Annotated in this window: 17 protein-coding genes and 3 pseudogenes; 11 read left to right on the top strand and 9 right to left on the bottom strand. The window is 73.5% G+C overall.

Translation table 11 applies throughout. The features are described from left to right. Window positions 1–145 precede the first annotated feature (145 nt). The gene (locus SSNG_RS21385; RefSeq protein WP_050779689.1) at window positions 146–1,783 is read left to right on the top strand and encodes a hypothetical protein; all 1,638 of its coding nucleotides are present in this window, start codon (window positions 146–148) and stop codon (window positions 1,781–1,783) included. 285 nt (window positions 1,784–2,068) lie between these two features. Here SSNG_RS21385 and SSNG_RS21390 read toward each other — a convergent pair. Then, window positions 2,069–2,334, bottom strand: a pseudogene (locus SSNG_RS21390) (chorismate mutase). Window positions 2,335–2,810: 476 nt separating this feature from the next. On the opposite strand from SSNG_RS21390, the gene guaA reads away from it, so the two are divergent. The 5 genes and pseudogenes from guaA to SSNG_RS40075 all read left to right on the top strand — a co-directional run. Next, the gene (gene guaA / locus SSNG_RS21395) at window positions 2,811–4,403 is read left to right on the top strand and encodes a glutamine-hydrolyzing GMP synthase (RefSeq protein ID WP_007265973.1); all 1,593 of its coding nucleotides are present in this window, start codon (window positions 2,811–2,813) and stop codon (window positions 4,401–4,403) included. Between the two features lie 131 nt (window positions 4,404–4,534). Next, a complete protein-coding gene (locus SSNG_RS21400) occupies window positions 4,535–5,311 on the top strand; it encodes a class II aldolase/adducin family protein (protein WP_042801586.1) in 777 nt (258 codons plus the stop codon). Between the two features lie 102 nt (window positions 5,312–5,413). Beyond that, complete coding sequence (locus SSNG_RS21405; RefSeq protein WP_206731319.1) at window positions 5,414–6,670, top strand: hypothetical protein; 1,257 nt, start codon at window positions 5,414–5,416, stop codon at window positions 6,668–6,670. Window positions 6,671–6,689: 19 nt separating this feature from the next. Next, complete coding sequence (locus tag SSNG_RS21410; protein WP_007265976.1) at window positions 6,690–7,181, top strand: DoxX family protein; 492 nt, start codon at window positions 6,690–6,692, stop codon at window positions 7,179–7,181. Between the two features lie 281 nt (window positions 7,182–7,462). Next, window positions 7,463–7,775 (top strand): annotated as a pseudogene (locus SSNG_RS40075) (transposase); the annotation flags it as partial. Window positions 7,776–7,809: 34 nt separating this feature from the next. On the opposite strand, the gene SSNG_RS21415 reads toward SSNG_RS40075, so the two are convergent. Together SSNG_RS21415 and SSNG_RS21420 are read right to left on the bottom strand one after the other, a co-directional pair. Then, the gene (locus SSNG_RS21415) at window positions 7,810–8,034 is read right to left on the bottom strand and encodes a hypothetical protein (protein WP_007265978.1); all 225 of its coding nucleotides are present in this window, start codon (window positions 8,032–8,034) and stop codon (window positions 7,810–7,812) included. Beyond that, on the bottom strand, window positions 8,021–9,316 hold the full coding sequence (locus SSNG_RS21420) for a PspC domain-containing protein (RefSeq protein WP_042801587.1): 1,296 nt from the start codon (window positions 9,314–9,316) through the stop codon (window positions 8,021–8,023). The genes SSNG_RS21415 and SSNG_RS21420 overlap by 14 nt, the downstream gene beginning before the upstream one ends. A gap of 131 nt (window positions 9,317–9,447) precedes the next feature. Between SSNG_RS21420 and SSNG_RS21425 the strand changes: the two genes are divergently transcribed. The 3 genes from SSNG_RS21425 (at window position 9,448) to SSNG_RS21435 (ending at window position 12,654) form a co-directional block, all read left to right on the top strand. Beyond that, complete coding sequence (locus SSNG_RS21425; RefSeq protein WP_007265980.1) at window positions 9,448–10,740, top strand: ATP-binding protein; 1,293 nt, start codon at window positions 9,448–9,450, stop codon at window positions 10,738–10,740. Next, on the top strand, window positions 10,737–11,432 hold the full coding sequence (locus tag SSNG_RS21430; protein WP_007265981.1) for a response regulator transcription factor: 696 nt from the start codon (window positions 10,737–10,739) through the stop codon (window positions 11,430–11,432). Before SSNG_RS21425 ends, SSNG_RS21430 begins: the two co-directional genes overlap by 4 nt. Window positions 11,433–11,541: 109 nt before the next feature. Continuing rightward, complete coding sequence (locus SSNG_RS21435) at window positions 11,542–12,654, top strand: alpha/beta hydrolase-fold protein (RefSeq protein ID WP_042801590.1); 1,113 nt, start codon at window positions 11,542–11,544, stop codon at window positions 12,652–12,654. Window positions 12,655–12,660: 6 nt separating this feature from the next. Here the strand turns inward: SSNG_RS21435 and SSNG_RS21440 are convergent, their stop codons facing one another. Both SSNG_RS21440 and SSNG_RS21445 read right to left on the bottom strand, forming a co-directional pair. Next, window positions 12,661–13,722 (bottom strand): C40 family peptidase, encoded by a 1,062-nt coding sequence (locus tag SSNG_RS21440; RefSeq protein ID WP_007265983.1) that lies wholly within the window; start codon window positions 13,720–13,722, stop codon window positions 12,661–12,663. A 180-nt stretch (window positions 13,723–13,902) separates the two neighbouring features. Beyond that, on the bottom strand, window positions 13,903–14,259 hold the full coding sequence (locus SSNG_RS21445) for a hypothetical protein (protein WP_007265984.1): 357 nt from the start codon (window positions 14,257–14,259) through the stop codon (window positions 13,903–13,905). Between the two features lie 86 nt (window positions 14,260–14,345). Here SSNG_RS21445 and pcrA point away from each other — a divergent pair, with 86 nt between their 5' ends. Then, window positions 14,346–16,823, top strand: coding sequence for a DNA helicase PcrA (gene pcrA, locus SSNG_RS21450; protein ID WP_007265985.1), 2,478 nt, complete (start codon window positions 14,346–14,348; stop codon window positions 16,821–16,823). A 55-nt stretch (window positions 16,824–16,878) separates the two neighbouring features. Here the strand turns inward: pcrA and SSNG_RS21455 are convergent, their stop codons facing one another. Next, window positions 16,879–18,384: a M23 family metallopeptidase gene (locus SSNG_RS21455; protein ID WP_042801592.1), complete on the bottom strand. Its 1,506-nt coding sequence runs from the start codon at window positions 18,382–18,384 to the stop codon at window positions 16,879–16,881. Between the two features lie 239 nt (window positions 18,385–18,623). Further along, window positions 18,624–19,460: an alpha/beta fold hydrolase gene (locus SSNG_RS21460; RefSeq protein ID WP_050779690.1), complete on the bottom strand. Its 837-nt coding sequence runs from the start codon at window positions 19,458–19,460 to the stop codon at window positions 18,624–18,626. 210 nt (window positions 19,461–19,670) lie between these two features. Between SSNG_RS21460 and SSNG_RS21465 the strand changes: the two genes are divergently transcribed. Further along, window positions 19,671–20,075: a cobalamin B12-binding domain-containing protein gene (locus tag SSNG_RS21465; protein WP_007265988.1), complete on the top strand. Its 405-nt coding sequence runs from the start codon at window positions 19,671–19,673 to the stop codon at window positions 20,073–20,075. A gap of 53 nt (window positions 20,076–20,128) precedes the next feature. Here SSNG_RS21465 and SSNG_RS21470 read toward each other — a convergent pair whose 3' ends face one another. Both SSNG_RS21470 and SSNG_RS44895 read right to left on the bottom strand, forming a co-directional pair. Next, window positions 20,129–21,703 carry a DUF5691 domain-containing protein gene (locus SSNG_RS21470; protein WP_007265989.1) on the bottom strand — a complete coding sequence of 525 codons (1,575 nt, stop codon included), beginning with the start codon at window positions 21,701–21,703 and terminating at the stop codon, window positions 20,129–20,131. A 316-nt stretch (window positions 21,704–22,019) separates the two neighbouring features. Then, window positions 22,020–23,359 (bottom strand): annotated as a pseudogene (locus tag SSNG_RS44895) (SWIM zinc finger family protein). Window positions 23,360–23,414: the final 55 nt, after the last annotated feature.

Below are 23,414 nucleotides of genomic sequence, written 5' to 3' on the forward strand. Positions count from 1 at the left end.
CCTCCGAGCGCGGTGCCCGCCGCAGTACAAGAGTGGACAGGCGGTTGCCGAAAAAGGTTGTACCGGAATCCTTTGCGGCGAGCTGTGGTGTCGGTCACACGGGTTGGAGTGCAACCGGGGCGGCGGTCCGGGGGTCAAGGGGGGCATGAGACAGCGCATCTCCCTGCTGGCCGCGTGCGGCCTGGTGGCCGTGGGGCTGACCACCCCCACCGCGATGGCCGCCGAATCGGCGGACCCCGTGTTCCGCCTGGCCGGGCAGTCGGCCCTCGCCCTCCGGCCCTACCCGGCGACGGGCTCCCCGCAGCCGGTGGCCATGTCCTTCCACCTGGAGGACACCGGCTCCTTCGGCGGTGAGTTCACCTTCACCGTCGACCGGGCCGCGGTCGCCGGCATCGCCTCCGTCAAGGAGAGCTCCGCCGCACCCCAGAAGTGCGTGGAGAACGGCACCAAGCTGGTCTGCAAGGACAAGGGTCCCCGCCCCGGCGTGGACCTGGTGGCCACCGCGGAGAAGGGGGCCGCGGAACGAGCCTTCGGTGCGGTGAAGGTGACCGGCACGGCCGCCGGAGCCACCGTCACCCCCGCCGAGACCACCCTGAGCATCGGCGGCCCCGACCTGATCATGCGGAAGCTGCCCCTCAAGGCGGACCCGAAGCCGGGTGAGAGCCAGGCCCTGCCCCTCGCGTTCCGCAACGAGGGCACGCAGTCGGCGAAGGGAGTGATCCTGGAACTGGAGGCCACTCGCGGCCTGGAGCTCCCGGAGCGCTACGACAACTGCACCTACCGCACCGGCCGCACCTCCAACACCGTCGTCTGCACGGTCGAGGGGGAGTTCGAGGCCAAGGCCACCTACGAGCTGGCCGGCGACAGCCCGCTGCACCTGAAGGCCGGCGCGAACGCCCTCAACGAGTGGTTCACGTACGGCATCTTCCCGGCGGAGGCCCCGAAGCAGGCCACGGACGCCAAGGCGCCCGACGCGGCCGGTGCCGCGACCACAGCGGGCCGGAAGCTGGTCGCCCGCAAGAAGGCGGAGGCCGCTCCCGCCCCCCTGCGCGCCCCCGACCTGAACGAAGCCGACAACAGGCGCGTGGCCCGGTTCACGGTGGACAACACCGCCGACTTCGCGGCCGAGCCCCTCACCGTCAAGGGAGCCGCCGGCACGACGGTCAAGGCCGTCGTCGGCGCGCGCAACAACGGCCCGGCCTGGGTCGCCAACCACGGCTCCGCCACCCCCGCGGCCGTCGTCGACGTGGTCCTCCCGCAGGGGGTCAAGGTCGTCACGGCCCCCGCGGCCTGCCGCGCCGTGCAGCCGGCCCAGTACCGCTGCGCCACCGGGCCGGTCGTGACGGAGAACGAGAAGCTCGCCTTCCCCTTCGAGCTGAAGATCGAGAAGGCCGTCAAGGACGCCAAGGGCGCCATCACCGTCGGCGGACTCGACGCGAAGGGCGAGCCCAAGCGGCACGACTTCGACCGCGTGCTGACCAACAACCAGGCCGCCTTCACGGCGAACCCGACGGCCACCCCGACCAAGTCGCCGAGCCCCTCCGCCTCCGGCAGCGCCTCGCCGAGCGCCTCCAAGAGCGCCTCGCCCTCCGCGGGGAGCAGCACCGGTTCCACCACGGGCAACAACGCCTCGGCGGCAGCGGGCGGCCGCAGCGGCGGCCCGCTGGCCTCCACCGGCAGCACGGCCGGCCTGGTCGGCCTCGCCGGCGCCGGGCTGTTCGCCGTCGGCGCCGCGCTGTACCTGTCCTTCCGCCGCCGCGGCAACGGCGGAGCGCACGCGTAACCGCGCAACCGCGTAACCGCGCAACGACAGACGAACGGCCGGCCCGGGGCGTCCCCCGGGCCGGCCGTTCTCATGGGGTGACCGGGCTGCTGTCCCCTGCCGTCCGGTCACACGAGGGAGCGAGGTCCCACGACGCGCGCCGTCGGGCGTCGCGTCTCATCGCTCCCGTGGAGCCACGCGTGGTGCTGCCGCGTCCCGCGCCTGGCTGGCACGGACAACCCCACCAACGAAGGGCTCCCGGCCCCGGTCACGGCCCGGACGGGTGACGAACAGCAGCCCGTCCGGTCAGACGCGGCCCCGGCACAGCTCCAGCAGGGTCATCGCGAGGGCGGTCCCCCGGCTTGCCGAGGGCATCGCTCCCAATGGGAGAGCACCTCCATCTCGCGCGACAGGTGCACCCGCCGGCCGCCCGCGCCGATCCGGGCCTCCTGGATCACGGCCGACACGGCCATGCGCTCCTGGATCAGCCCGATGATCCGGTCGTCGAGGGCGTCGATGCGCTCGCGGGAGCCGGCGATCAGCTGCTCGGGGGTGGTGGTGATCGTGGTCATGGCGTCTCTCCTGTGCTGGGTGGTGGGCGGTGGCCCGGCAGGAGCGGAAACGCGGAGCGCCCCGGTCCTGTCGGACCGGGGCGCTCTGGGAAGTCAGCGGCTCAAGCGAGCATCACGCGGACCCATGGCGACCGGACCGGCCGGTGCCATAGGTAAAGAGGAAGCTCAGCTGCTTGCGCATGGTGTGGATTATGGCCCCCGGCCGACGCCCCGGCCAACCCGGCCCGGATGCTGAGACGCCCCGGCCGTGCCCCGGGCCCCGGACGCCGCAGCGCCCCGCCGGTGACCCGGGCCCCGGACGCCGCAGTGCCCCGGCCGTGACGTGGGCCTCGGATGGTGCGACAAACCTGCGGTCGGCGCCACCGTCCGCAGTGCCCCGGCCGTGACGTGGGCCTCGGATGGTGCGACAAACCTGCGGTCGGCGCCACCGGTAGAATCGACAAAACAACCACCTCTTTCCGCCGGAAGGCCGTCCCGTGCCAGAAGCACCCTCCGCCGCCCACGACAGCGCCCCGGACACGGTCCTCGTCGTCGACTTCGGCGCGCAGTACGCCCAGCTCATCGCCCGCCGCGTCCGCGAGGCCCGCGTCTACAGCGAGATCGTGCCCAGCACGATGCCCGTGGCCGAGATGCTCGCCAAGGACCCCAAGGCGATCATCCTCTCCGGCGGCCCGTCCTCCGTGTACGAGGAGGGCGCCCCGCGCCTGGACGACGCCCCCGCCCTCTTCGGCTCCGGCGTCCCCGTCTTCGGCATGTGCTACGGCTTCCAGCTGATGGCGACGACCCTCGGCGGCACCGTCGACAACACCGGTGCGCGCGAGTACGGCCGCACCCCGCTGTCCGTCAGCAAGGCCGGCTCGACGCTGTTCGAGGGCACCCCCGAGCACCAGTCGGTGTGGATGTCCCACGGCGACGCCTGCTCCGCCGCCCCCGAGGGCTTCACCGTCACCGCGTCGACGAACGTCGTCCCGGTCGCGGCCTTCGAGAACGACGAGCAGAAGCTGTACGGCGTGCAGTACCACCCCGAGGTGATGCACTCCACGCACGGCCAGCAGGTCCTGGAGCACTTCCTCTACCGGGGCGCGGGCCTGAAGCCCACCTGGACCACCGGCAACATCGTCGAGGAGCAGATCGCCGCGATCAAGGCGCAGGTCGGCGACAAGCGCGCCATCTGCGGCCTGTCCGGCGGCGTGGACTCCGCCGTCGCCGCGGCCCTCGTCCAGAAGGCCATCGGCTCCCAGCTGACCTGCGTGTACGTCGACCACGGCCTGATGCGCAAGGGTGAGACCGAGCAGGTCGAGAAGGACTTCGTCGCGGCCACCGGCGTGCAGCTGAAGGTCGTCGACGCGCAGGAGCGCTTCCTGACCGCACTGGCCGGCGTCTCCGACCCGGAGACCAAGCGCAAGATCATCGGCCGCGAGTTCATCCGCGTCTTCGAGCAGGCCCAGCTGGAGATCCTCCAGGAGGACGGCCCGGCGGTCGCGTTCCTGGTCCAGGGCACCCTGTACCCGGACGTCGTGGAGTCCGGCGGCGGTACCGGCACCGCCAACATCAAGTCCCACCACAACGTGGGCGGCCTCCCCGACGACATCGAGTTCGAGCTCGTCGAGCCGCTGCGCCAGCTGTTCAAGGACGAGGTCCGGATGGTCGGCCAGGAGCTCGGCCTGCCCGAGGAGATCGTCCAGCGCCAGCCCTTCCCCGGCCCCGGCCTCGGCATCCGCATCGTCGGCGAGGTCACCAAGGAGCGCCTGGACCTGCTGCGCGAGGCCGACGCCATCGCCCGCCACGAGCTCACCGCCGCCGGTCTCGACCGCGAGATCTGGCAGTGCCCGGTCGTCCTCCTCGCGGACGTCCGCAGCGTGGGCGTGCAGGGCGACGGCCGCACCTACGGCCACCCGATCGTGCTGCGCCCCGTCTCCTCCGAGGACGCGATGACCGCGGACTGGACGCGCATGCCGTACGAGGTGCTCGCCCGGATCTCGACCCGCATCACCAACGAGGTGCCGGACGTGAACCGCGTGGTCCTGGACTGCACGAGCAAGCCCCCGGGCACCATCGAGTGGGAGTAGTCCCCGCCCGCAGTGCCTGACGGAGCCGCCGCTCCCCTCCACGGGGGCGGCGGCTCCGCCGTTCCTATGGCCTGTTGGCGGCCGCGCCGGTACCTTGCGCCGCGAACGTGGTCCAGGGGGAGGGGACAGCCATGCCGGACCAGCCCGTACCCGTGCCGGTCGACCGGCTGGCCTTCGAGATGCCGCCCGTGTACGAGGACCCGGCCCGGGAGCGCGCCCACCGCAAGGAGCGGCTCGCCGGGGCGCTGCGGCTGCTGGGGCGCCTCGGGTACGAGGACGGGGTCTCGGGGCACGTCACCGTGCGGGACCCCGAGTTCGCGGACTGCTACTGGGTGAACCCCTTCGGCCGGGCCTTCGCGGGGCTGCGGCCCCGGGACCTGCTGCTGGCCGACGGGGACGGGCGGGTGCTGGAGGGCGGCCGGCGGCTCAACGAGCTGGCCTTCGCCGTGCACGCCGCCGTGCACCGGGCCCGGCCCGACGCGGTCGCGGTGGTCCGCGCGCAGGGCCCGTACGGCAGGGCGCTGGCCTGCCTCGGCGAGCTGCTGGCCCCGGTCACGCAGGAGGCCTGCGCCTTCTACGAGGACCACGCGCTGCTGGACGAGTACCCCGGCGGCGGCGTCGCCGACCCGTCGCGGGTCGCCCGCGCCCTCGGCCCGTACAAGGCGCTGATCCTGCGCAACCAGGGGCTGCTGACGGTCGGCGGCTCCGTGGACGCGGCCGTGTGGTGGTTCATCGCGGCGGAGCGGGCCGCGCAGGTGCAGCTGATCGCGCGGGCGGCCGGCAAGCCGGTGCCCGTCGACCACCGCGCGGCCGTGGCCACCCGGGAGCGGTTCGGCGGCGATCTCGCCGCGTGGGTGAGCTACCAGCCGCTGTGGCAGACCGTCGAGGACGTGGCGTCAACATCATGAACCGTTAATCACCTGCTCTGACATCGTGCGCAATCCGGAGCACTGCCGCAGTGGTGCACAATTCGCTGGCATCGCACCGTAGTTCAGAGAGGCGGCACGCACGTGGCTGTCCAAGAGATGTCCCGGAGTACCCATACCGCCGTATGCGCCTGCGACGACTGCGCACGGGAGGGGCACCGCAGAGCGGTCGCCGCGTTCCTGGAGAAACGGGACGAGTTCGCCGCCGGGCAAGGGGTGCCGGCCGCGGTGGCCCACTCCCTCGGCGCCTCCCGCCAGTGGGTCTCCGACGAGCTGACCCTGTCCGCCCGCACGGTCGCCGACCGGGGCCGGGAGGCCGGGAACTCCTGGCTGTACCTGTTCTCCCGGCGGGCCGTCCTCACCCTGTGGATCGCCGCCGGGGTGCTGCTGCTGGTGCAGGTCGGCACCGCCCTCGGCACCGGCTGGTCCACCGCCCGCACCGCCGGGCTGCTGGCCGCGCTGGCGCTCGCCGGGCTGCTCACCGTCGCCGCCCGCGCCCAGTCGCTGCGCGGCGGGCTGCTCGCGCCGGTCGTGGGGGAGGACAACCGGCTGTCGACGTCGAAGGCGGTGCCGAGCGCCTGGCTGGTGCTGACCGCGTTCGCGGCGCTGCTGCCCGCGCTGCGGCTGGCCGCCTCCTCGCCCGGCCCCGAGCGCGAGGCCCTGTACCAGGGGTTCGCGCTGGAGCGGGCGCTGCCGCTGCTGTCGGTGGTCGCGCTGACCTCGGCGGTCGCGGTGCTGGTGCGCCGCGTGGTCTCCGTACGGATCACGGGGCAGCGGCTGCAGAAGCTGCCGGCGGACCGGCCGCGCGGGGTGGACCTGCTGACGGACGACGACGGCCGCGGCAGCTTCCCCGACGCGCAGTACGTGCTCGTCTCCACCGTGGTGCTGGCCTACGCGGCGGTGTCGCTGGCCCGCTTCCCCGACCGGCTGCCGCAGCTGCCGTGGGCGCTGGCCATGCTGGTGGCGCTGTCGGCGGCGGTGTACCTGGCGGCGAAGTACGCCGAGGGCAGCCGGCCGCTGGTGCTGTCGGTGGTGCGCAGGCGCGAGCCCGGTGACATCGACGCGGCCGTCCGGCCCGGCGACGACATCGAGATCCGCGGCGTCGGCTTCGTGCCGCCCGGTGCGCGGACCCCGGAGATGCTGGCCCGGCTGGTCGTACGGGTCGGGGCGGTCCACGTGCACGTGCCGCTGGTCCCGGTGGCGGGCGGGTTCACCAACCCCTCGGACGCGGTGCTCACCGTCCCGGTGCCCGCGGAGGTCGAGCCGGGCCGGGTCGACGTCCAGGTGGTCACGGCGGCGGGGGTGGAATCCAACCGCTGCGTCATCGACGTGGCCGAGTGAACGGGGTAGACATGGGGGCGTGACCCGAACTGACGCCCCATCCGGGCAGCGGACGACCACCCCGCTCAAGGAGCTGGCCACCCGCTACGCGCTCTTCCCGCTGCGGATCTTCCTCGGCGTGACCTTCGTCTACGCAGGCATCGACAAGCTGACGGCCGCGGGCTTCCTCGCGGAGACGGGCAGCGGCTCGATCGGCGAGACGATGCGCGGGGTGCGCGACACCTCCGCGATCCCCGCCCTGGTGGACCTGGCGCTGAAGGCCCCCGTCGGCTTCGGCGCGGCCATCGCCATCGGGGAACTCCTCGTCGGTCTCGGCGTGCTCGCCGGGGTGCTGACCCGGCTCGCCGCCGCCGGCGGCCTGCTGATCTCGCTCAGCCTGTGGCTCACCGTCTCCTGGGCCGTGACCCCGTACTACTACGGCAACGACCTCCCGTACATGTTTTGCTGGGTGCCCCTCGTGATGGCCGGAGCGCCCTACTGGTCACTGGACGCCCTGATCAGGCGCAGGTGAGGGACGAGTCCCGGCGGGACCGGTGATCTCTACGTCCAGGCCGGTCTCTTCTGATGTCCGCGCCGGAGTGCTCTGCGTCCGCGGGGTGACGGTCAGGCGGGGCTGACGCGACCTTCCGCGTGATCTTTCCGGCCGGTGCAGGTCGACGAGGCGTCGGCGGACGCATTCCGCTGGCATCTCGTGACAAGAGCTAAATGAACGTTCAGGTTGTAGGCAACATGGCGGCCGGTGTGGACATCGGGATGTGAGTGCCAGCGCGGTGACGCGGGCCAATGCTAGGTTCTCGGGAGGCATGGGGCCGCACGGTCGCCATGCTGGCGTACAAGACCGCCCGACTCGGCGGCACCCTGCACAAGGTCCCCGCCCCCGGCACCAGCCTCCGCTGCTCCGCCTGTGGTCACACCACGCCGGGCAGCCGGGAGTCCCAGGCCGTGTTCGTGTGCAAGAACCCGGACTGCGGCTGGTCGGGCAACGCCGACCACAACGCAGCCCGCAACGTCCTGCACCTGTACCGGATGGGCCTCGCTCATCCCGGCTGCCGGAAGGGCAGTCGTCAGGCGTGCGAAGCGCGTCAAGCCCGCTGCCGCAAGGTAAGCAGGAATCTCCCGGCTCCAGCCGGGAGAGCACTTCAATGGTCTTTCGACTCGATGATCCGGTCGCGCTGATCCCGGCGCACGGCGTACGTGACCATCCCGACCAGGGCGGACAGCACCAGCCCGCCCACCGCGAACGGGACCACCAGGAACCACGGCACGTCCGTCTCGCCGGCCGCGTCGAGCAGGTAGAGCACGCCCGCGGCGGTCAGGACCAGCCCCGCCAGCAGCCGTCCCGGCTGGAACTCATGACGCCGCACGGGCCACCTCCACCTGTCCCACGCCCGCCTGCAGGCGCAGCTCGATCGTCCCGCCGGCCTCGGTGCCGGCGGCCGGGGGCAGGGTCGCCCGCCGGCTCTCGCCCTCGCTCCTGATCCGGATGCCGGGACCGGTCTCCCCGGGGAGCTCGATGTCGCCGAGCCGGATCGACACGTCGGCGTGCGCGGTGACCTCCCGGGGGAGGACCACCTTCAGCCGGCCCGCCTCGATGGAGGCGCTGACGGCCACGGTCGCGCCCCGGGGCACGTCCAGGCGGCTCAGGTCCAAGGTCGCCAGCCCCGTCCCCGCCTCGTACGCGGGACGTACGTCGGCCACCGCCGCCGGGCGCCAGGCCACGTCCCGCCAGTCGGTGCCGATCTCGCGCGGCATGGCCACCGCACCCGCGAGCAGCACGGCGGTGAGCAGGCCGAGCAGGACCGTGCCGAAGCCGGTGCGGCCCTTGACGGAGCTGACGGCCAGACCCAGCCCGAAGACGGCGAGCGCGGAGGCGAGGCCCACCTGCAGGGCGTGCCCGAGGGTGCTGCCCTCCCACACCGAAGCGGTGCCGGTGCCCCCCGCCAGCAGGGCCAGCACGAACACCCGGCCGCCGATCCCCCCGCGCGGCCGCACGGGCGCCCCGCGCCGGGGCTCCTCCGGGGCGGTGCCCGGCCGGTCCCGGCCGGAGTCCCCGTCGTCGGGGCCCCACAGGTAGCCGGCCGAGCCGACCGGGCCGGTGGTGCCGTCCTTGACCAGCGGGTCCCGCCACCAGGAGGGGCTGCCCGGCACCGGCGGCGCCTGCGTCTCCGGCGGTGCCGGGCGGTGCGCGGCCGGGTCCCGCACCTCGGGGGCGGCGGCGGCGCGGTGGCGCCGGGACCAGTAGGAGGCGCCGCCGAGGGCCAGGATGACCAGGACCGAGAAGGCCCCCATCACCCCGTTGTCCAGCATCGACAGGAACAGCGCGCAGCCCACCAGGGCGCTGAACACGGCGGCGAGGGTGGCGCCCTCGACGCGGCCGGTCAGCAGCCGCTTGCCCTCGCTGTCCTCCTCGCCCTCCAGGGGCAGCAGCAGCCACGCGAAGCCGTAGAAGATCAGGCCGACGCCGCCGGTGACGGCGAGCACCCCGAGCACGATCCGGAAGACCACCGGGTCCAGGTCGAAGTACCGGCCGAGGCCGCCGCACACGCCCGCGAGGACCTTGTCGCGCTTGCTGCGGCGCAGCGGAGGCCGCTCGGCGGGGGCCGGTGCCCCGGGATCCCCGGGCGGGGCGTCTTGTACGTCGGTCATGGGTCCATGGTGACGGGCGGTGCGACCCCCCGGCACCGGGCCCTACCCTGGCGCAACCCTGATATCCCCCCTACAGAACTGGGGGGATGCCCTGATGCCCGGCCGCGCCCGGGCGTGTGACCCTTGGTGACATGCCCGTTGCCGCCGCTCCACGCACACCGCACGCACCCGACCCGGAGGACGTTCCGCAGCGCAGGCTCTACCGCAGCGCCGACGGCCGGATGCTGGGCGGGGTCGCGCGCGGCCTCGCCGGGCACCTCGGGCTGCCCGTGATCTGGGTCCGGCTCGCCTTCCTCGGCATGTTCATGTTCGGGGACGGGCTCGGCGTACTGCTCTACGCGGCGTTCTGGGTCTTCGTACCGCTCGGCCAGGGCGGCAAGACCGGGCACCACTCCTTCTTCGAGACCCTCGCCGACGGCACGCGCCGGGTGCGCAAGCCCGACAAGGGAGCGGTCTCCGGCCTGATCGCGCTGGCCGTGGGCGCGGGCATCTTCGTCTCCCAGCTGCGCTTCGGCGGCGAGAACGGCCGCTACATCTGGCCCACCCTGCTCGTGGGGGCCGGCGTCGTCCTCGTCTGGCGGCAGGCCGACAACGCCCGCCGCGCCCACTGGAGCGCCGCCGGCGACCGCCAGAAGAGGCTGTTCCAGGCGGGCCGGGCACTCGCGGGCGTCGTCCTCGTCGGCGTCGGCCTGACCGTGTTCATCGTCGTACGCGGCTCCGCGGCCCAGCTGGGCAACCTCCTCACCGCCGTCCTCGCCGTCCTCGTCGGCATAGCCCTGCTCGCCGGGCCCTGGCTGATACGGATGACCCAGGACCTGTCCGAGGAGCGCCTGATGCGCATCCGCGCCCAGGAGCGCGCCGAGGTCGCCGCCCACGTCCACGACTCGGTGCTGCACACCCTCACCCTGATCCAGCGCAACGCCGAGGACGTCGGCGAGGTCCGCCGCCTCGCCCGCACCCAGGAGCGGGAGCTGCGCAACTGGCTCTACAGGCCCGAGGGCACCGGCAAGGACGAGGCCGAGGAGCCCGCCACCCTCGCCGAGGCCGTGAAGAAGACCGCCGCCGACGTGGAGGACCACCACGGCGTCCCGATCGAGGTGGTCGTCGTCGGCGACTGCCCGCTGGACGAGAAGCTCGGCGCACAGGTCCAGGCGGCGCGCGAGGCGATGGTCAACGCCGCCAAGTACGGTGGCGAGGGGCCCGTCCAGGTGTACGCGGAGGTCGAGGGACAGACGGTGTTCGTGTCCGTACGCGACCGCGGACCGGGCTTCGACATGGAAGCGGTACCGGACGACCGCATGGGCGTACGAGAATCGATCATCGGCCGGATGCAGCGCAACGGGGGGACCGCCATGCTGCGGTCCGCGCCCGACGGCGGCACGGTAGTCGAGCTGGAGATGGAGAGGGCGGCGAAGACAGCATGACCGAGGACAACGCGACCACGGGCGGAGCGGGCAGGAGGGTCCGGGTGGTCCTCGTCGACGACCACCGGATGTTCCGCACCGGGGTCCAGGCCGAGATCGGCGAGACCGCCCGGACCGGCGTCGAGGTCGTCGGCGAGGCCGCCGACGTGGACCAGGCCGTCACCGTCATCACCGCCACCCGTCCCGAGGTGGTCCTCCTCGACGTGCACCTGCCCGGCGGCGGCGGCGTCGAGGTGCTGCGCCGCTGCGCCCCGCTCATGGCGGCCGCCGAGAACCCGGTGCGGTTCCTGGCGCTGTCGGTGTCGGACGCCGCCGAGGACGTCATCGGCGTCATCCGCGGCGGCGCGCGCGGCTACGTCACCAAGACCATCACCGGCACCGACCTGGTGGACTCCGTCTTCCGGGTCCAGGACGGGGACGCGGTGTTCTCGCCCCGGCTGGCCGGCTTCGTCCTGGACGCCTTCGCCTCGACCGACGCCCCGCCGGTCGACGAGGACCTCGACCGGCTCACCCAGCGCGAGCGGGAGGTGCTGCGGCTGATCGCGCGCGGGTACGCGTACAAGGAGATCGCCAAGCAGCTGTTCATCTCGGTGAAGACGGTCGAGTCGCACGTCTCCGCGGTGCTGAGGAAGCTCCAGCTCTCCAACCGGCACGAGCTGACCCGCTGGGCGACGGCCCGACGACTGGTCTGACCTGCGGATGAACCAGGGATGACACCCCGGGGGCGGGCCCCGGGGTGTGATCCACGCCGCAGCGGGGGAGGGCAACCGGAAGACGTCGCGGCGGGTCTTGGGTGGCGTGATGAGCCTGACCGGGACGCCCCTCTTCGTGACGGCGGCCGCCCTGACCGTGACCGCCGTCGTGCTGCCGCTGGCCGTGTGGGGCAAGGTGCGCGGCCCCGCCGCCGCACGCGTCGCCACCCGCGCCGCGATGGTGCTGTTCGCCCAGGTCACCGCCGTCGCCCTGGTCTTCCTCGCGCTCAACCGGGAGATGAACTTCTACGTCTCCTGGGCCGACCTGATGGGCACCGGCAAGTACGTCCAGGCCGCCCCCGACCTCGGCCCCGACGGAATGGGCGGCAAGAAGGCCGAGCAGGTCAAGGAGGAGCCCAAGGTCCGCCAGGAGTTCACCCCGGTCGAGGGCCTCGGCGGGCGGGTGCGCAAGACCGAGCTCGACGGCAGGATCTCCGGCGTCAGGGGCGACGTCATGGTGTGGCTGCCGCCGCAGTACGACGACCCCGCCTGGAAGGACAGGAAGTTCCCGGTCGTGGAGCTGATCCCGGGCATACCCGGCACCGGCAAGTCCTGGTTCCAGGGGCTCAAGGCGCACGAGGTGCTGGAGCCGCTGATGAAGGAGGGCAAGGTCCAGCCGTTCATCCTGGTCTCCCCGCGCGCCATGCTCCTCGGCAACGGTGACACCGGCTGCGCCAACATCCCCGGCAAGGTCAACGCCGACAGCTGGTTCAGCGTCGACGTCCGCAAGATGGTCACCGACAACTTCCGCGCCTCCGACGAGGCCCGCACCTGGGGCGTCGCCGGCTACTCGGCCGGCGCGTACTGCGCCGCCAAGCTGGCGATCCTGCACCCCGACCGCTACAGCGCCGCCGTCTCCCTGTCCGGCTACAACGACCCCGGACAGGAGCCCAGTTCGCTGGTGGCCAAGGACCCGGAGCTGCGCCGCACCCACAACCTGAAGGAACTCCTCAAGGCCCAGCCCGCGCCGCCGGCGGTCGCGCTGTGGATGTCGGGCGCCGAGCACGACGGCTACCTGTCCGGGACCGACCTCAAGGCCCTGGCGCAGAACCCGACCACCGTGCACGCCGAGAAGATCACCGGCGGGCACAACCTGGAGGCGTGGTCGAAGCAGCTGCCGCAGACCTTCGGGTGGCTCAGCCAGCAGGTCAAGGCGCCGTAGGAGGGGCTATGCGGGGCGGGCGGCGCCGGCCCAGGGCATCGAGTCGACCGGCGCCAGCCGGACCGTGGAGCCGGGGCGCGGGGCGTGGATCATCTGGCCGTTGCCGACGTACATGCCGACGTGCGTGACCCCGGAGTAGAAGAAGACCAGGTCGCCGGGGGCCAGCTGGTCCCGGGAGACCCGCCGGCCCGCGTTGATCTGCGTGTAGGTGGTGCGGGGCAGGGACACCCCGGCCGCGCGCCACGCGGCCTGCGTCAGGCCGGAGCAGTCGTACGAGCCCGGTCCCGTCGCGCCCCAGACGTACGGCTTGCCGATCGCCCCGTACGCGAAGGCCACCGCCCGCGCGGCGCGCGAGCTGCCGGCCGACGCCGACGCCGGGGGCGGGGTGTGGGGAGCGTTCACGGGGTCGGCCCCGACGGCGGCGGCGGTGCCCGACTGCGCCTCGTAGGCGGCCCGCTCCTCGGCGGTCAGCCGGGCCAGCAGCTGCCGGGCGGTGGCGAGCCGGTCCTCGACGACGGCCTTCTGCTCGGCGAGCTCGTGCTGGCGGGCGCGCAGGTCCGCGAGCCGGCCGGCGGCCTGGTCGCGCAGCCGGCCGACCTCGTCGAGGCCGCGCTTGACGGCGGCCACCTCGGCGGCGGTCCGGTCGCCGGCCCGGGTGAGCATGCCGGCCCGGTCCAGGTACTCCTGCGGGTCGGGGGCCATGGCCAGCTGGAGGGCGGGGCCCAGGCCGCCGCTGCGGTACTGGGAGGCGGCGAGCGAGCCGAGCGCGCTGCGGGCGGTGTTCAGCCGGTCCGCCTTGCGGGCGGTCTCCTCGCGCAGGCCGGTCAGCGCCCGCTCGGCCTCGTCCGACTTGGCCTTCGCCCCGTTGTACTTCTCCGTCGCCGCCTCGGCCTCCCCGTAGAGCCGGTCGACCTCCGCCTTGACCTGGGCGGGGCTGAGCTGCGGCTCGGCGTGCGAGGTGCCTTCGAAGGCGGTGGCCGTGGCAGCGCCCGCGAGGGCGAGGGTGGCGGCGGTGCGTGCCGTGCCGCCGGAGAACGGGCGCTGCCTGGGCTTTCGATGACTGGCCACGGGGGCCTCACGTCCTTCCGCTCGTCCCGCAGGTCTGGGGAGGTCTCGGGGGAGGACGCTAAACCCGAAGGTCACGGGCAGATGACGAGATGATCGGAAGTGGCTTCCTCCGACCGGGACTGGCCCGAGCCGGACCGGTCGATGCCAGAGGACGGCGGTTCGGTGTCAGAGGACGGCAGTTCAGTGCCAGAGGACGGCGATGAAGATGTTGGCCACGGTCAGGCCGCCGACCGCCGCGAAGAGCCCCTTCTCCACGTGCTCCTCGTCGCGCTTGACGTAGACGAGGGCCAGGACCACGAACAGGACCGCCAGCTTCACGCCGATCTTGACGTGGTTGAGCGGGGCGCCGTCGCCCATCTCGCGGAAGCCCACCAGCAGCACACCGGTGACGAGCATGGTCAGCGCGCCGTGCAGCATCGCGGGCACGAAGCGCGCCGTACCGGCGCCCATCGCCTTCATCTGGGTCAGGAACCCGCCGAGGAGCGAGGCGATGCCGATGATGTGCAGGCCGACGAAGACGTTGGTGAGGACAGTCATGCCGCCGAGCGTACGGGGCGCCCTCCGCGCCCGATTTTCCGGGGGCGGGACCGCTTGTCGGTCCAGCCCCCTAAACTCGGAAGGCGATGAGCAGCCTCTTTGACGACAGCTTCCTGGCCGACCTCACCCCCTCCGACGAGGTCCCGCCGCCGCCCGAGGAGCACGCCGAGCCCGAGCACGGCGCGGACGACCTCTTCGGGGGCGCCTTCGACGTGCCCATGAGCGGGGACGCGTACTACCGGGACGGCGCCCCGCGCCCCGTCATCGACCCGGCGACGCTCCTGGACGGGCTGAACGAGCAGCAGGCCGCCGCCGTGGTGCACGCGGGCTCGCCGCTGCTCATCGTGGCCGGCGCCGGCTCCGGCAAGACCCGGGTCCTCACCCACCGCATCGGCCACCTGCTGTCCGCGCGGAACGTCCACCCCGGCCAGATCCTGGCGATCACCTTCACCAACAAGGCCGCCGGCGAGATGAAGGAACGCGTCGAGGGCCTGGTCGGCCCGCGCGCGAACGCCATGTGGGTGTCCACCTTCCACAGCGCCTGCGTGCGCATCCTGCGCCGCGAGTCGAAGCGGCTCGGGTTCACCTCCTCGTTCTCGATCTACGACGCGGCCGACTCGAAGCGCCTGATGGCGCTCGTCTGCCGGGACCTGGACCTGGACCCGAAGAAGTTCCCGCCCAAGTCCTTCAACGCCAAGATCTCGAACCTGAAGAACGAGCTGATCGACGAGGACGCCTTCGCCGCGCAGGCCGCCGACGGCTTCGAGAAGACGCTCGCCCAGGCGTACGCGATGTACCAGGGGCGGCTGCGCGAGGCCAACGCGCTCGACTTCGACGACATCATCATGACCACGGTCCACCTCCTCCAGGCCTTCCCGGACGTCGCCGAGCACTACCGGCGCCGCTTCCGCCACGTCCTGGTCGACGAGTACCAGGACACCAACCACGCCCAGTACACGCTGGTGCGCGAGCTGGTCGGCCCCGGCTACCCGGACCTGCCGCCCGCCGAGCTGTGCGTGGTGGGCGACGCCGACCAGTCGATCTACGCCTTCCGCGGCGCGACGATCCGCAACATCCTCCAGTTCGAGGAGGACTACAAGGACGCGACGACGATCCTGCTGGAGCAGAACTACCGCTCCACGCAGACGATCCTGTCGGCGGCCAACGCGGTCATCGAGCGCAACGAGAACCGCCGCGCCAAGAACCTGTGGACCCAGGCCGGCACCGGCGCCGTCATCACCGGCTACGTCGCCGACACCGAGCACGACGAGGCCCAGTTCGTCGCCGACGAGATCGACCGGCTCACCGACGCCGGCGACGCCAAGGCCGGCGACGTCGCGATCTTCTACCGGACCAACGCCCAGTCGCGCGTGTTCGAGGAGATCTTCATCCGCGTCGGGCTCCCGTACAAGGTCGTCGGCGGCGTCCGCTTCTACGAGCGCAAGGAGGTCCGGGACGTCCTGGCCTACCTGCGCGTCCTCGCGAACCCCGAGGACAACGTCCCGCTCCGCCGGATCCTGAACGTGCCCAAGCGCGGCATCGGCGAGCGCGCCGAGGCGATGATCGACGCGCTCGCGATGCGCGAGAAGATCACCTTCCCGCAGGCGCTGCGCCGCGTCGACGAGGCCTTCGGCATGGCCGCCCGCTCCACCAACGCCGTCAAGCGGTTCAACGTCCTGATGGAGGAGCTCCGCACGATCGTCGACTCCGGCGCCGGCCCGGCCGTGGTGCTGGAGGCCGTACTGGAGCGCACCGGGTACCTCGCCGAGCTCCAGGCGTCGACCGATCCGCAGGACGAGACCCGGATCGAGAACCTCCAGGAGCTCGCGGCGGTGGCCCTGGAGTTCGAGCAGGCGCGGGACGAGTCGAACCCCGGCACCCTCGCCGAGTTCCTGGAGCAGGTCGCGCTCGTCGCCGACTCCGACCAGATCCCGGACGAGGACACCGACGGCTCGGGCGTCATCACGCTGATGACCCTGCACACCGCCAAGGGCCTGGAGTTCCCGGTCGTCTTCCTGACCGGCATGGAGGACGGCGTCTTCCCACACATGCGCGCGCTCGGCCAGACCAAGGAGCTGGAGGAGGAGCGCCGCCTCGCCTACGTGGGCATCACCCGGGCCCGCGAGCGGCTGTACCTGACCCGCTCCAGCATGCGCAGCGCGTGGGGGACGCCCTCGTACAACCCGCCCTCGCGGTTCCTGGAGGAGATCCCGGCCGAGTACCTCCAGTGGAAGCGCACGGGCGCCGCGCAGAAGCCGGCGGGACCGGTGCGCGGTTCCGGGTACGGCTCGTCCTCCGGGAAGTCCTCCTTCGGGACCTCGCCCGAGGCGTTCCTGTCCTCGTCGCGCACCAGGTCGGGCCCGTCCGGTTTCGCCACGCGCCGGGCCGCCGACAAGCCGGTCGTCGCGCTGTCCGTCGGGGACCGGGTCACCCACGACCAGTTCGGTCTGGGCACCGTCATGGAGGTCCGGGGGGCCGGCGCGGACGCGCAGGCCACCATCGACTTCGGGGACGCCAAGCCGAAGCGGCTGCTGCTGCGCTACGCGCCGGTGCAGAAGCTGTAGGACTGGCAACGGCCGGGGCCTTCGGGCCCCGGCCGTTGCCGTCGTCCGTCTCGGCTCAGTTCGGGTCCAGGCCGTGGCCGCGCAGCCAGGCGGCGGGGTCGATCGCGGAACCGCCGCCGGGGCGCACCTCGAAGTGGAGGTGCGGGCCGGTGGAGTTGCCGGAGTTGCCGGAGTACGCGATGACGTCGCCGGCCTTGACCTGACCGGACCGGATCTTGGTGCTGCTGAGGTGGCAGTACCAGGTCTCGGTGCCGTCGGGGGAGGTCAGGATGGCCATGTTGCCGTAGGCGCTGTTCCACTGGGTGCGCATGGTGCCGTCGGTGGCGGCCATGACCGGGGTGCCGTAGCCGACGGGGAAGTCGATGCCGGTGTGCACCGACATCCACATGCCGCCGGCCTGGCCGAAGCTGGCGCTCAGGCCGTGCTGGGCGACGGGCACCGCGAACTTGGGGCGGGCCGCTTCCTTGGCCGCCGCCTCCTCGGCCCGCTTCTTCTTCTCTTCTTCCTGGCGCTGCTTGAGGTCGATGCGCTCCTGTGTGCGGCTCGCGCGGTCCGCGAAGTCGCCCGCGTCGGCGCTGAGCGCCGCCAGCTGCGTGTCGAGCTTGTTGTTCGCCTCGACCGGCTTCACCGAGGACGGGTCGGGGGCGGCCATCGTGGTCGTCTCCTCGGCCGGCTTGTCGGAGCCGGTGAGTCCGCCGACGGAGGCGGCGGCGACGCCCGCGACGCCCATCACGCACGCCGAGGGCACGGCCACCGTCAGCAGGGCGGACCGTTTAGCCGGGCTGCGGCGGCGGCTGCCGGCGGCGGCGCTGCCGCTGCCCTTGGCCGCGGCGTTCCGGCCCGAACCGCCCTTGCCGGCGGCCCGGCGGCCGGCGCGCGGGCCGGCGGCAAGGACAGCGGAGGCGGCGTCGGACGGGGTGACGGGCATGGCCTGTGTGGGCATGTCGTGCACGGGGCCGTCCTGGACGTCCGGGACGTCCTGGAAGTCCGGCTCCTCGTCGGCCGCGACGGGTACCGGCTCGAAGACGGAGGTCTCGTCGTCCGCGTACGGGTCGGCTTCCGTGAACACGGGGACGACGGTCGTGGCCTCGTGGCCGGCGGACGCGGTCGCCTCGGCCGCGCCGCCGTTCCAGGCGGTGGCGTCGTAGGTGCCGGTCTCCTGGCCGTAGCCGGGGAGGGTCCAGTGCCCGGTCTGCTCCGCACCGGCGGAGTCGTAGCCGTAGGGCGCGGACGGGTACTCGGCCGCCGCGGCGTTCCAGGCGCTCGCGTCGTACTGGCCCGTGGTGTCCTCGGGGACGGTCTGGGCCGGGACGCTGGAAAGGTAACTCTCCGGAGCGGACCACCCGGTGGTGTCGTACGAGCCGGTGTCGCCCGCGGCCGGGTACGTCCCGTACGTGTCGTACGTTCCGTAACTGCCGGAAGCGGCGTAGTCCGTGACGAACTGATACCCCTGGCCCTGCGTTTCATAGGACGCATATGCCTGGTCACCAGCGAAAGTGGTGGTGGAAAGGCCGTCGTACCCGAAATCGGGGTACTGGCCCGACGTCGGGCGGTCGTTCACCAACTTCTCTTTCGCCTCGGCAGTGGGGCCTGGGTGGCCGGGGAACTCAAGGTTCACCGGAGGAGAGCAGTGGCGTGACTGTACCCGGCGGTTACTCGCCTCGACAATCTTCAGAGTGTTTCGTCCTCAGCGGAACCGGGCATTCGGCCGTCTTTCGGTCGCCTGAAGACCGAGCCTTGGCCTTGAGTTCGAAATTCGTTCGACTGGTGGTCGACCCGTGTTGTACGCACGCGCGGTCGTCAGACGACCAGGCTCCGGCCCTCGGTCCCCCCGGCGCGGGCGGCGGAGTCCGCAGGCCGGGGCGCGCCGTCCGCCGCCCGGAGCGGGCCGTCCAGGGTCCGCCGGACGGCGGTGATGACCGTCGGATGGACCGGGAGGGCCAGGTGTCCGATGCCGGTGACCTGGACGTTCGTCGCGTCCAGGTCCGGGTGCTCGATGCGGGCCGTCCCGGTGGGCGCCATCAGCGCGTCGAACTCGCTCCAGAACGCCACGAACCGGGTCCGGCAGCCGGGCGCGGGCGCGCCCAGCTCGGCCATCACCTCGGATTCCGGGCGCATCTGGCGGACCAGGGGGTGCGCGTCCATGAAGGGCGCGACCCGGGTGCCGCCGTGCGGGGTCCCCAGGGTGACCAGCGTCCGCACGCGCGCGTCGCCGCCGAGCCGCTGGACGTAGTACCGCGCCACCAGTCCGCCCAGGCTGTGCCCGACGACGTCCACCCGCTCCTGCCCGCTGCGCTCGCACAGCTCCTCGACGCGCCGGGCGAGGTGGCGGGCCGTCACCCGCAGGTCGCGGGTGAAGGGGGAGTGGTTGTACGTCTCCACGCGCCGCCGGCCGCCCGCGCCGAGGGCGCGGCGCAGCAGGACGAAGACCGAGCGGTTGTCGGTGAAGCCGTGCAGGAGCAGCACCGGCGGCGGCTGTCCGGGCGTCCGGGCGGCGGGCAGGTCCGGCGGGCGCTCCTCGCGCATCCCGGTCGGGTAGAGGAGGAGGTGCCCGGCGAGGACCGCCGCCTCCAGGACCGCCGCCCGCAGGGCGGCGCCCGTGCGCGGCAAGGGCAGCGGTGCGATCGTCAGCCCCATGGACGGCCTCCCCCTGGACCATTCGGGTACGGGGCCGTGCGGCCGGCGCGGCCCCGCCACCGTGCCGTGCGGCTGTCGGCGCGGTGGCGGGGCGACGGGGCGGTGGTGAATCAACGGCGTCCCACGTGTGATTTCCCCCTCCCCGTTGACCGTGAAACGGCGCCGTGCGCAATGCTGTACTTAACGTTCGTTCACTCGGGAGGCAGTGCGATGGGTGTGACCGGTCCGATCCGTGTGGTGGTGGCCAAGCCGGGTCTCGACGGCCACGACCGCGGCGCCAAGGTGATCGCGCGGGCGCTGCGCGACGCCGGCATGGAGGTCATCTACACCGGCCTCCACCAGACCCCCGAGCAGATCGTGGACACCGCCATCCAGGAGGACGCGGACGCCATCGGCCTCTCCATCCTCTCCGGGGCGCACAACACGCTCTTCGCCCGCGTCATCGAGCTCCTCAAGGAGCGCGACGCCGAGGACATCAAGGTCTTCGGCGGCGGGATCATCCCCGAGGACGACATCGCCCCGCTCAAGGAGAAGGGCGTCGCCGAGATCTTCACCCCCGGCGCCACCACCACCTCCATCGTGGAGTGGGTCAACGCCCACGTCCGCCAGGGCTGACCCGCCCCGCCAGGGCTGACCCGCCCCTCCGGAGTGCCGGCCCCGCCGCCCGTTCAGGCGGGCGGGGCCAGTTCCGCGAGCATCGCCCCGCGCAGGCGCAGGGTGGCCACCAGGCGCTGGAAGGCCTCCGCCCAGTAGGCGGCGGCTCCCGGTGACGCCTCCGGCGGGTCCTGGGCGGCGGCCGTCAGGGCCTCCAGGCGGTCCGCCTCCGCGGGGTCGAGGCAGCGCTCCGCCAGGCCCATCACCCCGCTGAAGCTCCACGGGTAACTGCCCGCCTCGCGCGCCGCGTCCAGCGCGTCCACCACCGCCCGGCCCAGCTCGTCCGCCCAGGGCACCAGGCAGACGCCGAGCAGCTGGAAGGCCTCCGACAGCCCGTGGGCGCGTACGAACTCTGCGACCCACGCGGCCCGCTCCCGCTCGGTCAGCGTCTCCAGCAGCTTCGCCCGCTCGGCGAGCGACGCCGTGCCCGGTCCCGCCGCGGGCGGCGCGGACGCCGGGCCCAGCAGGGCCTTCGACCAGATCGGGTCGCGCTGGCGCACCGCCGCCCGGCACCAGGCCGCGTGGATCTCCTCCGCCCAGCCCTCGGCCACCGGCAGCGCCACGATCTCCGCCGGGGACAGGCCGCCGAAGCGGTCCCGCCAGCAGGACAGCGGGGCCGACTCCACCAGCTGGCCGAGCCACCAGGCCCGCTCCCCGCGCCCGGCCGGAGGCCGCTTGACCACCCCGTCGCGCAGCATGCCCGCGTCGCACTCCGCCGGGGGCACCACCGCCTCCGGTCCGACGCAGGCCAGCGCCCGCTCCGCCATCCGCCCGGCCAACGCCGAGGCCGGCAGCGCCGACAGCAGTTCGGCGGCGGTCGCCCGGACGTTGCGGCTGCGGTCGCCCAGCGCCGCCTCCAGGAACGGTTCGTCCCCGTCGGACAGCACGGACCTCAGGGAGTCGAGGAACATCAGCCGGTCCTCGGCCCGCTCCGTCGCCCAGGTCGTCGCCAGCAGCCGGGTCGCCGCCGCCGGGTCGTGCGCCCGGACGGCGGCGAGCAGGGCGACCCGCTCCGCGAACAGCCCCTCCTCCCAGAGCCGGGCCACCGCCTCCCCGTCGGCCGGGTCGGGCAGTTCCCCGCCACCCCCGGCCGCGCCGCGCAGGGCGAACCGCCACTCCGGGTTCAGCCGGGCCAGCCACAGCCCCCGCGCCCCGGCCAGCGCCAGTGCCTGCGGGCGCAGGTCGGTCCGCGCCCGGGCGGCGTCCAGCAGCGCCGGGACCAGCGCCGACGGCGCCCGGTACCCGTGCCGCGCGGCGGCGGCCAGCCACTGCGGCAGCAGCTCCGTCAGGTCCGGGGCGGCCCCGCGCCGTCCGCCGCCGCTGCCCGCCGCGGTCCGGCCGGCCAGCAGCTGCGCGAGCCGCTGCCCGGCGGCCTCCGGGGGCGCCGGGCGCGGATCGGGCGCCGCGGGCCGGGGCCGCGCGGCCGCCCCGGCGGGCCGCAGCCCGGCGCGGCGGCGCAGCGTCTGCACGGCCGCCGCGTCGAGCAGCGCCCGCGGCGAGCCGCCCCGCCGCTCGGTGCCCAGCAGTGCGGCGGTGACCAGCTCCTCCCAGTCCCGGTCCCGGCCGGTCCCCTCGTCACCCTGGCCCATCGGACCCCCTCCCTCTCCGGTCCCCGTTGGTCGCGCGGCCGGTCGTGCGCCGCGCGCTGTGCGCTGTGCGTTGTGCGTTGTGCGTCGTGCCGGCCCGGTGCCGCGGCCCCGTCCCCTCTGCGGGGCCGCGGCACCGGACGGCCGTACGATCGTGTTCAGCTGGCGTGGTTGTCGTTCATGAAAGCCCCCCGGCTCCTCGTGTCCGCGCCGGCGCCCCCGCGCCCGCGCGTCCTCCATGTCGGTCTGCGAGACGGCATGGATCCCCCCAGGCCCCCTGCGTTTTCGATTGGTCGTCCGGCCCGCCCCGCCCGCCCCGTCAGACCAGTGGCACCGGCTCGGGCGAGTCGGGCTGCCAGGCCGTCAGCGGGGTGAAGCCACGGTGGCCGCACTCCCCGAAGACCGTGACGGGCCCGCCGCCCGAGAGGGCGGCCAGCCGCCACAGCCCGGACCGCGAACGGCCCTGCGGCAGCGACACCGGCAGTGCGGACGTCCCCTGCGCGTCCGCCAGCTGCCAGGCCGCCTCCGCCCCGTCGCCCGGCACCGGCACCACGGGCCCGAGGACCACCGGCCAGGACTCCAGCCACGGGTCCTCCCGCAGCGCGGCCCCGTAGGCCTCCAGGGCCTCGCCGGTGCTCACCCCGGGCGGAGCGGCGGGGGCCGGCACCGCGGCCGCGGTACGGTCCCCCAGCTCCGCCCGCAGCCCCGCCGACCCGGGCCGGAAGCGGGCCTCCGCCTCCAGCACCAGCCCGACGGGCAGTGCCAGCCCCGGCGGCCGTCCGGGCGGACCGAAGTCCAGGACCAGCGCCGGGCGTCTGTGGGTCCAGCCCGCGCAGCCATATCCGGCGGGTGGTTGAGCCGGCCGTCCGGCGACACCGAGTCGTACTGGGCCAGTACGAGCCAGCGGTCCCGGACGGTCTCCCCCTCCGCCGGAGACGGCAGCCCCACCCGGCTCCGGACGGTCGCGGCCAGCGGATCCGGCAGCCCGGACACCCCCAGCCATGCCCTGCCCAGCAGGTGCAGCAGCGCGAACTCCTCAAGCATCCGCGCGGGCCAGCCGGGGCCGCAACCGGGTATTGCCCCCAACTCCCTTGCCCGCGCGGCCAGTCCGGGCGCCTGGGCGTCGACCATCCGGGCCGCGACCTCCTCCCAGGGGGCGTAGCCGGCCTGCTGCTGCCCGGCTATGCCGCCGCGCAGCAGGTCCTCCAGCCGCTGCTCCAGCTCGGTGACGCCCGCGCCGATCCGCTCGGCCCGCCGCTCCGCCCGCTTGCGGGCCGCCTCCGCGTCCACCGGGCCGGCCGCCGGACGCGCCGCCTTCGCGGCACGCCCCGCGAGCCATTCCCCCGCCCAGTCCGGCGGCTCGGCCGGATCGCCGAACCCCTCCGCCGCCCAGAGCAGCAGCAGACCCAGCGCGTGCTTGCACGGGAACTTCCGGCTGGGGCAGGAGCACTTGTACGCGGGCCCCGTCAGATCGACGACCGTCCGGTACGGCGTACTGCCGCTGCCCTTGCACGAACCCCACACCGCACCGGAAGCGGAACCTCCGGTCTGTGACCACGGACCCGCCCCGCCCAGCCTGCCCCCCGCCTTGCGCGACGCATCGTCAGGAGCCAGAGCCAGTACCTGTTCCGCCGTCCAGCGGACCCCCTGCTCAGTCATGTGAACCACCGTAGAGACCGCCACTGACAATCGCCCTGACCTGCAACGACGCCCG

The organism is Streptomyces sp. C (genome assembly GCF_000158895.1).
Classification (GTDB): Bacteria; Actinomycetota; Actinomycetes; order Streptomycetales; family Streptomycetaceae; genus Streptomyces; species Streptomyces racemochromogenes.

Coding starts and splice junctions, on each gene's coding strand:
- SSNG_RS21420 (WP_042801587.1), bottom strand. CDS start 9,316: ATGACCGACGTACAAGACGCCCCGCCCGGGGATCCCGGGGCACCGGCC.
- SSNG_RS21430 (WP_007265981.1), top strand. CDS start 10,737: ATGACCGAGGACAACGCGACCACGGGCGGAGCGGGCAGGAGGGTCCGG.
- SSNG_RS21385 (WP_050779689.1), top strand. CDS start 146: ATGAGACAGCGCATCTCCCTGCTGGCCGCGTGCGGCCTGGTGGCCGTG.
- SSNG_RS21400 (WP_042801586.1), top strand. CDS start 4,535: ATGCCGGACCAGCCCGTACCCGTGCCGGTCGACCGGCTGGCCTTCGAG.
- SSNG_RS21435 (WP_042801590.1), top strand. CDS start 11,542: ATGAGCCTGACCGGGACGCCCCTCTTCGTGACGGCGGCCGCCCTGACC.
- SSNG_RS21425 (WP_007265980.1), top strand. CDS start 9,448: ATGCCCGTTGCCGCCGCTCCACGCACACCGCACGCACCCGACCCGGAG.
- SSNG_RS21445 (WP_007265984.1), bottom strand. CDS start 14,259: ATGACTGTCCTCACCAACGTCTTCGTCGGCCTGCACATCATCGGCATC.
- SSNG_RS21460 (WP_050779690.1), bottom strand. CDS start 19,460: ATGGGGCTGACGATCGCACCGCTGCCCTTGCCGCGCACGGGCGCCGCC.
- SSNG_RS21465 (WP_007265988.1), top strand. CDS start 19,671: ATGGGTGTGACCGGTCCGATCCGTGTGGTGGTGGCCAAGCCGGGTCTC.
- pcrA (WP_007265985.1), top strand. CDS start 14,346: ATGAGCAGCCTCTTTGACGACAGCTTCCTGGCCGACCTCACCCCCTCC.
- SSNG_RS21470 (WP_007265989.1), bottom strand. CDS start 21,703: ATGGGCCAGGGTGACGAGGGGACCGGCCGGGACCGGGACTGGGAGGAG.